The following is a 12,638-nucleotide window of genomic DNA, read 5'->3' on the forward strand; positions in this document are numbered from 1 at the left end:
CCCGCCGGGGCAGGGGCGGGCCGGTGGCCCGGAGCCAACGCCGCGGCGACCAGGGGGTGCAGGCGATCGGGCCGGATCAGCCCGGCCCGGAGCAGCTCAAGGTCCGGCAGCACCCAGGTCGCCGCATCGGGCAGTACCGGCAGCCCGGCGCCCTGGTCGGCGGTGGACGGAGTTACGGTGAGCCCGCCCTCGTCGGCGAGCAGGCCGAGGACCAGCCGCTGCCGTGAACCGAGACGAACGGCCACGGCCCCGGGGGGCCGGCCCTCGGCGCGGAGCAGGATTCCCGCCTCCGCCGCCCACCGGTCCACGGCGCAGGCGAACCCCGGGGGCACCGGGATCCGGTCCGCGGGCGGCCGATCGGCGCCGGCCCGTTCCCCTAGCTCGTGGGCCCGGCGGGCGTCCCAGAGGTGTCGGTGCAGGTCGAACCGGAACCTCCGATGCGGGTGGGGGTGGGGGTGCGGGTGGGGGTGTGGATGCGGATGTCGGCGGTCGCGGGACCCGGCGCGGGACGCGTCCCACAGCGCGAGGCCGATCCGCTGGCCGGCATCCGCCCAGGCCGGGGGAGTCCGGACCACGAGTTGCACCGCGCCCGCGCCGTACCGTGCCAGCGGCACGGTCAGCCCGGGGCGCAGCAGCCCGTCCGGGGCGACCCTCGGCAGGTGCCAGCGCAACAGGTCCGGCGCCAGGTGCCGCAGATCGCCGCGGATCAGCGCCGCGAGATCACTGCCGTGGGCGCGTGCGACGGATCGCAGGTCCAGGTCGACATCGACACCTGCGGCCGCACACGCCCCGGCCCAGTCACCGACCAGGCGGCGGGCGGTCGAAGTCTCGATCATGGTGGGCGGCACGGCGAACTCGCGCACGCGCTGCCAGAAGGAAAGCCGGGTGTCCCCGTTCGCGGTTCGAGTGAGCATCAGCACTCACTTCGCGCGGACGGGACCCCCGATCTGGAAGGAGGAGTCATCATCGCGCCGACCCTACTGCGCGCCCGCTCGACCCCGCACCTCGTTTTCCGTCGGCCCGTCAGCGGGGAGGCCGACGGGCCGGTGGCCGCGGTGTGACCGTGTCACGAGGCGCGTCGGTCCGCCTCCGGCAGTGGGTGCGGTGGCGCGTCCAGCGGTACGGGCGGGGGGCGGCGACAGGGGTTGCGGTGCGGGGGGCGCCGTCGGCATCGGGGGGATCCGGGGGACCGGCGGATCCGCCGCCTCCGGTTCGTCGGACAGCAGCGGGATCCCGTGGCGCAGGTGCACCGCGCCGGGCAGGTCGTAGGTGAGCCGACGCTGCGCGACGGTCTGCCGTTCGACGGTCAGCGCGCCGGTGACGGTGCAGTTCCCGGCCCGGATCTCCGCCAGACGGGCGCGGCGCACCACGGCCACCACGCCGTCCAGCTCGATGACGAGGGCCAGCGCCATCCGGACCGAACCGACCGGGGTGCCGTCCACCAGCAGGTCGACGTGCGGGCTGTTGGTCGAGGTGATGCGGTGCCTGGCCAGCGCCACGACCTCCTCGGTGTCGGGGGCGGCCCGGGTGCGCCGGGCGGCCGATGTCAGGGCCGCGTACCGGCTCCAGCCGGAGGCGGCGCACTCGAACAGGTTCCGGCCGAGCAGGCCGTCCAGCGCCGCGGCCACTTCGTGTTCGACGGCCCGCCCGGCCGCGCCGGTGAACCGGGGGACACCGCGCATCAGGGCATCGACGGTGCCTTGTTCGCGCAGGGCCCCAGTGAGCGCGTCCACGGCGCTGCCGGCCTCCGCCGAGAACAGCAGGTCCCGCGCGGTGGCCGGGTCGGTCAGGGTGGCGCCGGTCATTCCTCCTCCTCGTGCTCCTCGACGCGGTGGGTGCCGGGATCGGATCGCGGCTCCAGCCGGACGGTGCGGGTCGGGCCCGCCGGGTCGTCGGTCTCGTCCACCCGCGGCCGGGGTGGTTCACCGGGGGCGGGCTCGACGGCGACGTGCCCGGAGGCCCAGCGCGGGCCCCGATGTCGGCCGAGGACGTAGGCCCCGGCGGCGACGGCCAGCACGGCCGCACCACCGGCTGCCGGGCCGACCACCCAGGTGGTGGGCGTCGCGTCGTCCGCGCCAGGGTCGCCGCCCGCGGCCGGGTCGCCACCCGCTCCCGGGTCGCTGCCCTGGCCGGGCGCCAGGATCTCGAAGGCGGCGTCGTCCGCCATGGCCGGGTAGGCCGGGCACACCGCGTGCAGGGTGTAACGGCCCGGCCGGGCGTCGTCGGCGATCCGGGTGGTCGTGGTGAACCGTCCGCCGTCGTCGGTGGCGACCCGCCGCCAGGTGGTGCCGTTCCAGGACAGCTCCACCTCGGTGCCGTGGCAGGCGAAGCCGGCGCCGGTGACCGCGACCGGCTCGCCCACCCGTCCGCTCGCGGGGGCGGCGCGCAGCTCGGGCCGGCCGTCCCGGGATCCGGTCGAACCGCTCCCGCCGGGAGGGGGCACCGTGAACGTCGCCTCGGCGTGGTACGGGGAGTCGGGGCCGCAGGACGCCGTCACCGGGTGCTCGCCCGGCGGCGTGTCGGCCGGCACGGTGAGCGGACGGCTGAAGGAACCGTCGGCGGCGGGTGCGCCTCGCGCGACCACCTGTCCGTCCCACCGCACCACGACGAGTGCGCTCTTCGTGCAGTGGAAACCGGTGCCCTCGGCGGTGAACTGCCGCCCGGCGGGTCCGCTCGCAGGCTCCAGGGCCAGGGTGGAGGTCACCTCGTCCCCCGTCGCCTCGACCGTGAACGTCGCCGTCGCGGACACGGTCACCGCTGCGGCGGCGGGCGGGGGCGCGACGGCGGGGCCGGGCGCGGAGACGACCGGGCCGTCGTCGGGCGGTTCCGGTGTGCCGGGTGACGACGGTGTGCCGGGTGACGGCGGAGCGGTACAGCCGGCCGTCACCTCGTGGGCACCCGGAGTGGCGTTCGCGGGGACGTCGACGGTTCCGGTGAAGCGGCCCTTCGACCCGACCTGGGCCGTTCCGGCCGGTGAGGAGTCCCAGGTCAACTGCACGGTGGCGGTCCCGGGGAGGCACGCCCGGAAGCCGTCGCCCCCGACCGTCACCTGGGTCTTCGCCGGGCCGTGGTCCGGGTCGAGGCGCACCGTTGCCCGGGCCTGCGCGGCCGGGGCGAAGAGCACGGAGGCGACGGCGATCACCGCGCCCAGCAGCGCCGCGGCCAGGGCGAGGAGCACCGGCCGACCGGTCCCTAACGGCAATCGCCGCCCGCCTCCGGGGCGGTTCCGGGCACGGTGGGGCCGGTGGGGCCGGTGCGCGGGGGGCCGGGCAGGGCCGGAGCCGCTCGCGCCGGCCGAGCGGGGCAGGTGTCGGGTCATCGCCGACCGTCCTTCTACGAACCTTCTCCCATCATCCTCCGCCCACGGTCACCGCACCATGCCCACGGACGGCGCCCACGGACGGCGCCCACCGACGATGCCCACGGACGGTCACCGGACCGGGCCCGCCGATCACGGACGCCGTCACGGCGCGTGCGCGCACCCGACCCCCGACGGCCCGTGGAGCCCGCCCTACCGCCCGTCCGTGCGGGCGTGACGGCGGTAGTGGTCGAGGACGTCCTGGCGCAGGAGCGCGCCGAAGCCGGCCGACTCCAGACGGAGCCCGAGCTGGGCCTCGGTGAGGCCCAGGGCCTCGGCGGTGGCCGGGAGGTGCCAGTCGTGGGCGGCGAGCCGGTCGAGGAGGTGACCCCGGCGGACCTGGCTCTCGGAGAGGCGGAAGGACTTGAGGTAGGCGATCCGGCCGTCCTCGTCGGTGATCGCCTCACCGATGTGGTTCTCCCGCTTGGGCCGGAAGTCCGGCAGGAAACGGGAGAGGGTGAAACGGTCGAGCCGGTACACCGTCCGGCGCCGGTAGTCGGCGTCCAGCAGTCCGCCCGCCATGGCCGTGTCGTGGAACTCCGCCCAGGCGCGCTCCTGCTGCTCGACGGCGGCCCGGAGCGCGGCCGGGGAGTCGACCGGACCGGCCGCCCGCAGGTCGGCCCGGAAGTCGGGGACCGGCGTGCTCAGGACGCCGTAGTGGTGGATCAGCTCGCCGTAGAGGTCGAGGAGCAGGCTCCGGTGCAGCGCCCGGTAGTCGTCGGGGTGCGGGACGACGAACGCGGCGGCGAGCGCGTCGGCGACGTAGAGCACGACGCCGCACTGGCCGGGGTGGATCTCGAACTGCCGCAGGGCGTCGGCGAGTCCGCGGACCTGGGCGCCGCCGTACGCCTCCTCGGCGCGCGGGGACAGCCCGCGCCGCAGGGCGTGTTCGGACCACTGCTCCCAGGAGATCGACGGGCCGCCGAAGTGCAGGGAGAGGTAGCCTTCGAGGGCGAGGTGGAGGGGCAGGAAGCGCAGGCGGGTCCGGTCCGCCCGCTTGGTCATCCGGCGCGGTGCGTGCACCTTGACCAGCTCCGGCGGGGTCCCGGGCGAGGACGTGTCGAGCCGGGTCCCGTACGCCGCCGCCGGGGTGCCGTCGCCGCTCCAGTCCGCGACGAAGCCGTGCGGGACGTACGACGAGCTGTACGTGTAGCGGCGGCCCACCGCGACGGTGGCGAACTCGTCCTCGTAGAGCTCCTGGCGGAGCCGGAGCCCCTCGACCGGCTCGTCCCGGACCAGCGGCACCAGCCGCACGCCGCCCCACACCTGGGCGGGCCGGGTGTCGAGGCCGGCCAGGTCGAGCCGGAACGCCGGCGGAACGGTGGTCATCGGCCTGCTCCCGCCGCGAGGAACCGCTCGGTGCGGACGGCCAGGTGGTCCGTCAGCTCGGTGAGGTCGGTACGGCCCTCCGCGAACCGGGCGAACTCGACCAGCGCCGGCAGGTCCTCGGCGTCGCGCAGCCCGGCGGTGGGCACGGTCGGGGCGAGGCGCCGGACGTCGAAGTCCTCGGCGTCGTAGACCGGGTTGAGGTGCACGATGCTGGTCCGCCGCTGCGGGTCCAGCCGGGTACGCCAGACCCGCAGTACCTCGGCGGCCAGGCCGGGCGGCGCGTTGTCCCAGCCGTCCGAGACGATCAGCAGCCGCTGCGGTGCGGTGTCGAGGGCGTCGAGGATCCGCCGGCCGAGCGGGGTCGGGCCCGAGGGGCGGGCGAGCAGCGCGTCCGTGAGGCCGGAGGTCCACAGCGCGGTGTACTCGTCGGCGAGCACCTCCAGCAGGAAGTGGCTCGCCAGGGCGGCGGCGAGCGGCCGCCGACGCTTGGTGCCCGAGCCGTACGAGGAGAAGCTGTCGTCGAGGACGGCCGTGACCCGCCCCCAACTGCCCTCCCGCGCACCGGCGGTGCGTGCGGCCCGGAGGGCCGCGCCGCGCAGGGCACCGGTCAGCTCCGCCCGTCGGGCCGTCCGGTCGGCGGGCGGCAGCCCGAGCACGTACGAGGCGAGCCGGGTGAGCGGCATCCGGGACAGGTCCGTGCGGACGGCGTCGGCGCCGTGGTCGCGGGCGGACTCCTGGAGGCGCAGCCGCTCCAGGGCGGTCATCCGCGGGGCGATGCGTTCCAGGAAGGCGGCACGGGGGATGCCGTGCCGGTGGGCGAAGCCCTCGGCCACCGTGTAGGGAAGCTCGTAGAGGGCCGACTGCTGGTGGTGGGCACGCCGCCAGGCGTCGAGCAGCGGGGCCTCGAACCGGGCGCGGCGGCGCGGGGCGTACAGGAAGTCGCCGGTCTCCTCCGCCACGGTCCGCAGGTGGGTGTGGCGCAGCGCCAGCTTGAGGCCGGCGCGGTACTTCACGGCGTCGAACGCCTGGTCGGGGCGGGCGGCGAGCCAGTCGCGCACGATGGCGCGGGTGCGGCGGTTGTTGACCTTGGCCCGGCGCAGGTCGGCGATCAGCCGGTAGACCCGCTGCGGGGGCAGCAGCGCCAGCCGGCGCGCGATCAGCCGGCCCTCGGTGTGCCGCTGCTCGACGGTCGCGTCGCGGGCGCTCTCCAGCAGGTGCCGGACGATCAGTGCCGCGTTGTGGTCGTTGATGTCCAGGGCGAGCGCGGCGGCGTACGGTCCGCGGTAGTTGACGAGCATGTACGTGTGCAGGAAGTCGAGCGAGAGGCGCTGCTCGTCCGCGCCGCTGTGGAACTCGCGCTGGCCGGTGCCGGTGATGGCGGCGTTGACGAAGAGCAGCACGTCCTCGGCGGCGATCAGGTCGCCGTACGTCTCCACCGTTCCGCTCCCCGCCCCTGTGTGCTGCCGTCCGTGACCCCGGACCCGGGGTGCCGGCCGGGGAATGGGGGTGCGAACTGCGAATCAATGCTGTACAGGCGCGTTTCGGAAGTCGCACCGGAGTCCCGCGGCCGGCCCGTCGACCGTAGCAGAGGCGGCAGGGCGGGGTGCCACGGCCCGGAGCCACGGCCCGGAGCTGCGGGCCCCGCCTCCCGCCGCTCCCGGTGTCGCGCTCTCGTCGCCGAGTCGCCGAGTCGCCTTCGGCGGGCCCGTGGGGGGGCTCACGCCCAGGGCAGCGCGGCGCGGGTGCGCCAGTACGCCTCGGCCGGTTCGGCCATCGGGGCCAGCCCGGCGAGCTGCGCCGATGTGAGGCCGAGCCCGGCGGCGGTGAGGTTGGAGGCCAGCTGCCCGGTGGTGGCCGCCCCCGAGAGCACGACGTCCGCCCAGGGCCGGGCGGCCGCGGCGGCCAGTGCGACGGCGTCGCAGGACGCGCCGGTGGCGGCGGCGAGGGCGCGCAGCGCGGCGGTGTCGGGGCCGGTGGCGTTGCGGTCGGCGAGGCGGCCGTTGGCCATGCCCTCCTTGACCACCACCAGGAGACCCGCCGCGTGGGCCTCGGCGAGCGCCGGCCCGGCGGACGGCTCCAGCACGTTCCAGGTCGACTGGACGGCGGCGAACAGCGGCCGGCCGTCGGCCTCGACCTCCAGCGCGGCCCGGACCGTCGCGGCCTGCGCCGGGCCGCTGGTGGACAGACCCACCCGGACGCCCTCGGCGGCCAGCCCGGCCAGCCGCGTGTGCAGGGCGGGGTCGGTGAGGGCGGGGCTGTCGGGCGTGACGGAGTGCACCAGGTACACGTCCGGGCGCCTGCCCAGCAGAGCCCGGGTCTCCTCGACCTGACGGTCGAACACGGCCGTCGAGTGCTCCTTGACCTCGTGGACGGGGACCCCGGAGGTCCGCCAGTCGGCGGTGTAGGTGTAGCCCCACTTGCTGCCGATCGTCACGTCGGCCACGTTCCCCGGCCGGGAGGCCAGCCACTCGCCGAGGAACTCCTCGGCGCGGCCGTACGAGCGGGCGGTGTCAAAGTACCGCACGCCCGCCGCGTAGGCGGCGTCGAGCAGGGTGTGGGTCCGGGTCCGGAGCGCCTCGACGGTGCGCTCGGCGGGAAGGTCGAGGTCGCGTCCGAGCGTGAGGTAGCCGGGCCGTCCGACCGCGGCCGTGCCCAGACCGAACCGTCCGACCGACGGCCCGGCGGTGGCTGCGGAGGCGGCGGGTGCGGTCGGCATGGTGGGGGCTCCTTCGGGGGTCGCGGCGGGCGGCGGAAGGTCACCGCGCCCGCACCGCACCCTATCCGCCGACGCCGCCCGGACCGCCTCTGACCTGCGCCGCCCCGGCCGGCCCGGCGCCGCCCCTGCGTGGCCGGGGGCCGGGGGCCGGCGCCGAGCAGGGGCAGGGCCGGGGCGAACGGGCGGTCCGTCACGGGCGGGCGACGGCCGGCCGACCCGTCCGCCCGCGGGCCCGGCCGCACCCGCCGCGCCGGCCCCGGGAGGGCGCTGCGCGGGATTCCCGGCGACAGGTCACGATCACCGGTGAATCCACGGCGGAACGGCCCCTGGACCGGCGGGAATCCCTTCTGGGGGCACGTCCTGCCTGACTAGGCTTCGAGCTGTGAAGATCGGAGTCAACATCCACAACTTCGGCCCCGGCACCGACCCGGGAGCCCTGCGGAGCTGGGCCCGCACCGTCGAGGACCTGGGGTTCGACCTGCTGATGGTCTCGGACCACCTCGTCATCACGCCCGACGTCGCCGAGCGGTATCCGGCCCCGTTCTACGAGCCCTTCACCACCCTGTCCTGGCTCGCCGGCGTCACCACCCGGATCCGGCTCGGCACGACCGTCCTGGTCGCCCCGTACCGGCACCCGCTGCTCACCGCGCGGATGGCGGCCAACCTGGACCGGCTGAGCGGTGGCCGGCTGGTCCTCGGTGTGGGGGTGGGCTGGGCACGGCAGGAGTTCGCCGCCCTCGGGATCCCGTTCGAACAGCGCGGCCGGCTGACCGACGACCACCTCCGGGCCGTTCGGGCGGCCTGGGCCGACACCGCCGACTACGGTGCCGGGCGGATCCCGGTCTGGGTCGGCGGGAACAGCGACGCCGGGTTGCGGCGTGCCGTGCGCTTCGGTGACGCCTGGCACCCGCTGCGGCCCACCATGCCGTGGCTGTGCGAGGCGGCGGTGAGGCTGAAGGCCGTCGCCGACGAACTGGGGCTCCCCGTACCGGCCTTCGCGCCACGGATCGCCCTCCGGCTCACCGGGGCACCGATCGTCGGCCCGGACCGGAAGGCCGGTGAGGGCACGATCGAGCAGATCACGGACGACCTGGACCGGCTGCGGCTGCTGGGCGCGGAGACCGTCGTCCTCGACCCCTACGACGGGGACCCGCGCACGACCTGCCACCCGGAGACGGGCCGGGAGGCGCTCGCCGCGGTGGCCGCACACCTCCACCGTCCTCACAGCCGAGACAGCCGAGACAGCCGAAACAGTCGAAGCAGCAGCCGACGCAACCCGACGGAGCAGTCATGACCGCACCCCACGACCTCGCCCTCCTCCGACGGGCCGTCGCACTCGCGGCCGAGGCACGCGACGGCGGCAACCCGCCGTTCGGCTCGCTGCTCGCGGGCCCGGACGGGACGGTCCTGGCGGAGGACCGCAACACGACCCTCACCGATCAGGACATCACCGCACACCCGGAGTTGAAGCTGGCGCGGTGGGCCGCGCGGGAGCTGGACCCGGCCACGGCGGCAGGAACCACCCTGTACACCAGCTGCGAGCCCTGCCCGATGTGCGCGGCGGTCGTCCGGCGGGCGGGCCTGCGGCGGGTGGTGTTCGCCCTGTCCGGCGAACAGCTCCTGGACATCAGGCCGGGCAGCGATCAGCCGCCCGTCCCGCAGGAGGGCCCCGCCCTGCTCGACGAGGCCCGGTCCGTCGTCGAGCCGTACTACCGCTGACCCCCGGCGCCCGGCGTCCGGCGCCCCGTTCACCTGCGACGGGGCGTGGGGGTTGTCGGTCGGGTGCGGTAGTTTGTGCTCGCTCCGGGGAGGCAGCCGGGAAATGCAGGTGCCCGCGCGAGGGGTGCTGTGCTTGCCTGTGTCCTGTCGTACACAGGCAGCGGACCAGTTGCTTCCCCGATCTCTACGCCGCTCTCAGGAGGCTTCCCATCAACGCCGTGATACGCAGGACCGTCCGCACCACCCTGGTCGCCGCCGCCTGCAGCACCGTTCTCGCCGCCGGGCTCGCCGCGTGCGGTACCGTCCAGCAGCTCACCGCCGCGGAGAAGGTGTCCGACGCCTTCGGGAAGCTCAACGACAGCAAGTCGTTCAGTGCGAAGTTCTCCATCGACGCGACTCCCGCGCAGATCGAGGCCTTCGGCACCGCCACCGGCGAGAAGGTCGACGCGGAGACCGCGGCCGCGCTCTCCGCCGTGAGCCTGGCGGTCTCCTTCAGCGCGGACAAGCCGCTCAAGGACGTCAAGCCGAGCAAGGGCGCCGACGGCAAGACCGTCGACGCGCTGTCGGACAAGTCGGTCTCCTTCTCCTACGCGCTCACCGGCAAGGGCGGCGCGTCGCTGGTCGAGCTGCGCCAGGTCGGCGGCAAGACCTACGCGCAGGCCGACCTCGCGGGCATCGCCACGCTGGTCGGCGAGGACCCGGCCCAGGTCAAGGAGATGACGGAGGGCCTGCCGACGGCCCTGAAGGACGGCCTGACCGGGAAGTGGGTCACCTTCGACGCGTCGGCGCTCCAGGACTCCGCGAAGTCGGCCGGCGGCAAGGCGGGGGCCTCGCCCTCGGCCGCGCCCACGCTGGACCCGAAGGTCTCGGAGGGCCTCGCGACGTCGCTGAAGAACATCTTCACCAGTGACGTCTCCTTCGAGGACAAGGGCAAGAAGGACGGCAAGGACCTGATCACCCTCAGCGCTCCCGCCCGCAAGCTGGCGGACGACCTGCTGAAGGCCGTCGAGCCGCTGGCCAAGGAGCTTCCGAGCGGGGCCAAGCTGCCGAAGGCCGTCCCGAGTGACGTGCCTGACCGCAAGCTGGCCCTGGACCTCTACCTGGACGGCGGCGCGCTGTCCGCCGTGACCTTCGACCTCGCCCAGCTGGAGGAGAAGCCCACCCCGGGCGCCACGCTTCCGGTGCGGATCGCGTTCGGCAAGGACGCCCCGGCGGTCCAGGCGCCCTCCGGTGCCGCCGAGATCACCTCGGCGGACATCGAGGACATCTTCGGCGGCCTCCTCGGCGGCGGCCTCGGCGGTGCCTCCGTGGGTGGCGCGGACGACTCGGCCGGTGCGGCGGCGGCCACGCCGCTCACCGACGCCCAGGTGAAGGAGCTGACCAAGGGCGGTGGGCTGACCGAGGACGAGGTGCGCCTCTACAACAAGCTGGGCCTCGGCTACGAGGACATCAAGGACCTGGCCACCGCGGGCGCCTGACCTGACCTGACCAAGGCCTGTCCGCGGTCCGCCCGTCCCGTTCGCCCCGTCCGCCGCACCCGGTGGGCGGGGCGAACGCGTGTCCGGCCGGTCCGCCGGAACGCGCCCGGCCCGGGCGGGAGCAGGAATCGGCCCGGAACCGGTCGTCCCGGAAGCAATCCTGTGATGGTGTGGTACCCCGTGTCCGAGTCCAGGGGAGGCCACCGTGTTCCGAACGCCGCAGCAGATCTTCCAGAGCTACGTCTACGCGGGTTCCCTGACCCGGAACGCCGACGCCCTGGCCGAGAACTTCACCGAGGACGGTGTCCTCGAAGCGCCGCTGATGCCGGCCGGCGCCGCCTTCCCCAGGAAGCTGGTGGGGCGCGAGGAGATCCGTCGGACGATGGCGGCCTACTACGAGCGGGAGTCGGAGGGCGGCCGGTTGCCGAACCTGGAGAAGTCCGGGTACGTGCTGCACGTGACCGCCGATCCCGACGTGTTCATCGCCGAGATCGACACGGTCTTCGACGGGGCCGGTGACGGGGGAGGGGGCGACGAGACCGTCTCGCTGGTGCAGATCTTCCGCGTCCGGGACGGGAGGATCGCTCGCCTGCGGGACTACTTCGCGCCCGAGTTGATGAGCTGAGGACGTTCGAGCACGCGTCACGCCGGCACGCTCACCACCGGGGCCCGCGCGGCCGGGTCGGTCACCGCCGGTCGTCGCCCGACACTGCGGGCACGCCGACCTGCTGCGCGAGTGCGTCGACGGGAGGGTGGGCCAGTAGCTCGTGCGACGGGCGGACCGGGGGCGACGTCCTCTCCTTTCGCCCGCCGGTGCGCCCTCGCGTCGTCGTGTCCCCGCGTCCCCGTGCCCCGCGTCCCCGTGCCCCGTGTCCCCGTGCCCCGTGTCCCCGTGCCGGGTGTCTCAGTCCCACCGGACGCGGAACGTGGTGGACAGCGACTTCAGCGCGTCGAGCTCGGCGGCCAGTTCCGGCGCGGACACCTCGATCCGCCGCCCGTCCACCAGCGGCTCGGAGCTGTAGATCTTGCGCAGCGAGAAGTCCCAGCCGGAGGCGTCCCCGGGAACGCCCGGAGCGCTGCCGGCCGTGACCTTCAGCCGGTGCGGCTCGTACCGGATCATGGCACTCTCCACCCGCGTGGCCTCGCAGGCGTCGAGCGCGGACCACAGCTGCGGATCGGTCAGCCGAGCGAGCCCGGCCGGGGCGAGGTCCGTGCTGTCGAGCAGCCGGCGGGCCAGGCGGCGGACCACCGAGACCGGACCCACGTTGTCCCACGAGGTGTGCAGCCGTGCTTCCGCGCAGACCAGGCCGACCAGCGAGGCGGCGGTCTCGCGGTCGGCCGACACCGCGGCGTCCTTGAGCCGGAGTCGGCCCAGCAGTGCGGCCGGATCGGCGTCCAGGCGCCCGGCGGCACGCCCACTGCGCACGTAGGAGTCGAGATGGTCGAGATTCAGCAGGCCGGAGCGGTTGGTGAGCGGTGAGGGCGGCTGCGCGCCGAGTGCGGCGACGACGGCTCCGGCGCTGATCCCGTGCTCCTCCAGCACCGGACGGATCGGGTCGGCCCGCAGCAACTGCAGGCCGATCGCGTGGTGGTCGAGGCCGGAGAGGCCTTCGAAGGTGTGGCTCAACGGCAGGTGGCCGATGTCGTGCACCAGCGCCGCTACCCGCAGGAGTTCGTCCTCCGGACGGAAGTGCGCGACCAGGGCGAGCACGCCGAGGGTGTGTTCGAGCCGGGAGTACGACTGCAGGGTGCTGATCGTCGAGGCCCCGCCGTGTGTCACGAAGTGCAGGCGCCGCAGCGGTTCGGTGCGCAGCAGGGCGACTTCGACGGGGTTCAGCCGGACGGGGATCCGCCACAACGGGTCGGTGAACACGGGTGACAGGCCCACCACATGGGTCGGAGCGGGTGATACCGCGTCATTTCCGGTTTCCTGCAAAGGTTTCTGATCCATTCGGCCGGCCATCCGGTCACTCTACGGGCGGACGCCGGCCTTGGGCAGTCAATTGATCGCCCGGTCACCGGCCGTGCGGCGTGGCGC

At 74.8% G+C, this 12,638-nt stretch carries 10 protein-coding genes and 1 pseudogene; 4 read left to right on the forward strand and 7 right to left on the reverse strand.

All coding sequences use genetic code 11. From position 1 onward, the window contains the following. The 6 genes and pseudogenes from ACFWOG_RS07075 to ACFWOG_RS07100 form a co-directional block, all read right to left on the reverse strand. Positions 1-914 (reverse strand): annotated as a pseudogene (locus ACFWOG_RS07075) (hypothetical protein); the annotation flags it as partial. A 63-nt stretch (positions 915-977) separates the two neighbouring features. Continuing rightward, positions 978-1,805 (reverse strand): hypothetical protein, encoded by an 828-nt coding sequence (locus ACFWOG_RS07080; RefSeq protein WP_380355580.1) that lies wholly within the window; start codon positions 1,803-1,805, stop codon positions 978-980. Next, positions 1,802-3,178 carry a hypothetical protein gene (locus tag ACFWOG_RS07085; protein ID WP_380355583.1) on the reverse strand — a complete coding sequence of 459 codons (1,377 nt, stop codon included), beginning with the start codon at positions 3,176-3,178 and terminating at the stop codon, positions 1,802-1,804. Before ACFWOG_RS07085 ends, ACFWOG_RS07080 begins: the two co-directional genes overlap by 4 nt. A gap of 333 nt (positions 3,179-3,511) precedes the next feature. Continuing rightward, positions 3,512-4,687 carry a hypothetical protein gene (locus ACFWOG_RS07090; protein ID WP_380355586.1) on the reverse strand — a complete coding sequence of 392 codons (1,176 nt, stop codon included), beginning with the start codon at positions 4,685-4,687 and terminating at the stop codon, positions 3,512-3,514. Further along, the gene (locus ACFWOG_RS07095) at positions 4,684-6,123 is read right to left on the reverse strand and encodes a hypothetical protein (RefSeq protein ID WP_329950770.1); all 1,440 of its coding nucleotides are present in this window, start codon (positions 6,121-6,123) and stop codon (positions 4,684-4,686) included. Before ACFWOG_RS07095 ends, ACFWOG_RS07090 begins: the two co-directional genes overlap by 4 nt. 281 nt (positions 6,124-6,404) lie before the next feature. Then, positions 6,405-7,403, reverse strand: coding sequence for an aldo/keto reductase (locus ACFWOG_RS07100; protein WP_380355589.1), 999 nt, complete (start codon positions 7,401-7,403; stop codon positions 6,405-6,407). 382 nt (positions 7,404-7,785) lie between these two features. Here ACFWOG_RS07100 and ACFWOG_RS07105 point away from each other — a divergent pair, with 382 nt between their 5' ends. From ACFWOG_RS07105 to ACFWOG_RS07120, 4 genes are all read left to right on the forward strand, one after another. Beyond that, positions 7,786-8,697, forward strand: coding sequence for an LLM class flavin-dependent oxidoreductase (locus ACFWOG_RS07105; protein ID WP_380355592.1), 912 nt, complete (start codon positions 7,786-7,788; stop codon positions 8,695-8,697). Beyond that, positions 8,694-9,122: a nucleoside deaminase gene (locus ACFWOG_RS07110; protein WP_329950768.1), complete on the forward strand. Its 429-nt coding sequence runs from the start codon at positions 8,694-8,696 to the stop codon at positions 9,120-9,122. Before ACFWOG_RS07105 ends, ACFWOG_RS07110 begins: the two co-directional genes overlap by 4 nt. Positions 9,123-9,340: 218 nt before the next feature. Further along, on the forward strand, positions 9,341-10,600 hold the full coding sequence (locus ACFWOG_RS07115; RefSeq protein WP_329950767.1) for a hypothetical protein: 1,260 nt from the start codon (positions 9,341-9,343) through the stop codon (positions 10,598-10,600). A 205-nt stretch (positions 10,601-10,805) separates the two neighbouring features. Next, the gene (locus ACFWOG_RS07120; RefSeq protein WP_380355595.1) at positions 10,806-11,225 is read left to right on the forward strand and encodes a nuclear transport factor 2 family protein; all 420 of its coding nucleotides are present in this window, start codon (positions 10,806-10,808) and stop codon (positions 11,223-11,225) included. A gap of 279 nt (positions 11,226-11,504) precedes the next feature. Here ACFWOG_RS07120 and ACFWOG_RS07125 read toward each other — a convergent pair whose 3' ends face one another. Then, positions 11,505-12,488: an HD domain-containing protein gene (locus tag ACFWOG_RS07125; RefSeq protein WP_380355597.1), complete on the reverse strand. Its 984-nt coding sequence runs from the start codon at positions 12,486-12,488 to the stop codon at positions 11,505-11,507. Positions 12,489-12,638 lie beyond the last annotated feature (150 nt).

Origin of the sequence: Kitasatospora sp. NPDC058406, assembly GCF_042722765.1 — a bacterium.
GTDB lineage: Bacteria > Actinomycetota > Actinomycetes > Streptomycetales > Streptomycetaceae > Kitasatospora.

Coding starts and splice junctions, on each gene's coding strand:
- ACFWOG_RS07080 (WP_380355580.1), bottom strand. CDS start 1,805: ATGACCGGCGCCACCCTGACCGACCCGGCCACCGCGCGGGACCTGCTG.
- ACFWOG_RS07090 (WP_380355586.1), bottom strand. CDS start 4,687: ATGACCACCGTTCCGCCGGCGTTCCGGCTCGACCTGGCCGGCCTCGAC.
- ACFWOG_RS07110 (WP_329950768.1), top strand. CDS start 8,694: ATGACCGCACCCCACGACCTCGCCCTCCTCCGACGGGCCGTCGCACTC.
- ACFWOG_RS07100 (WP_380355589.1), bottom strand. CDS start 7,403: ATGCCGACCGCACCCGCCGCCTCCGCAGCCACCGCCGGGCCGTCGGTC.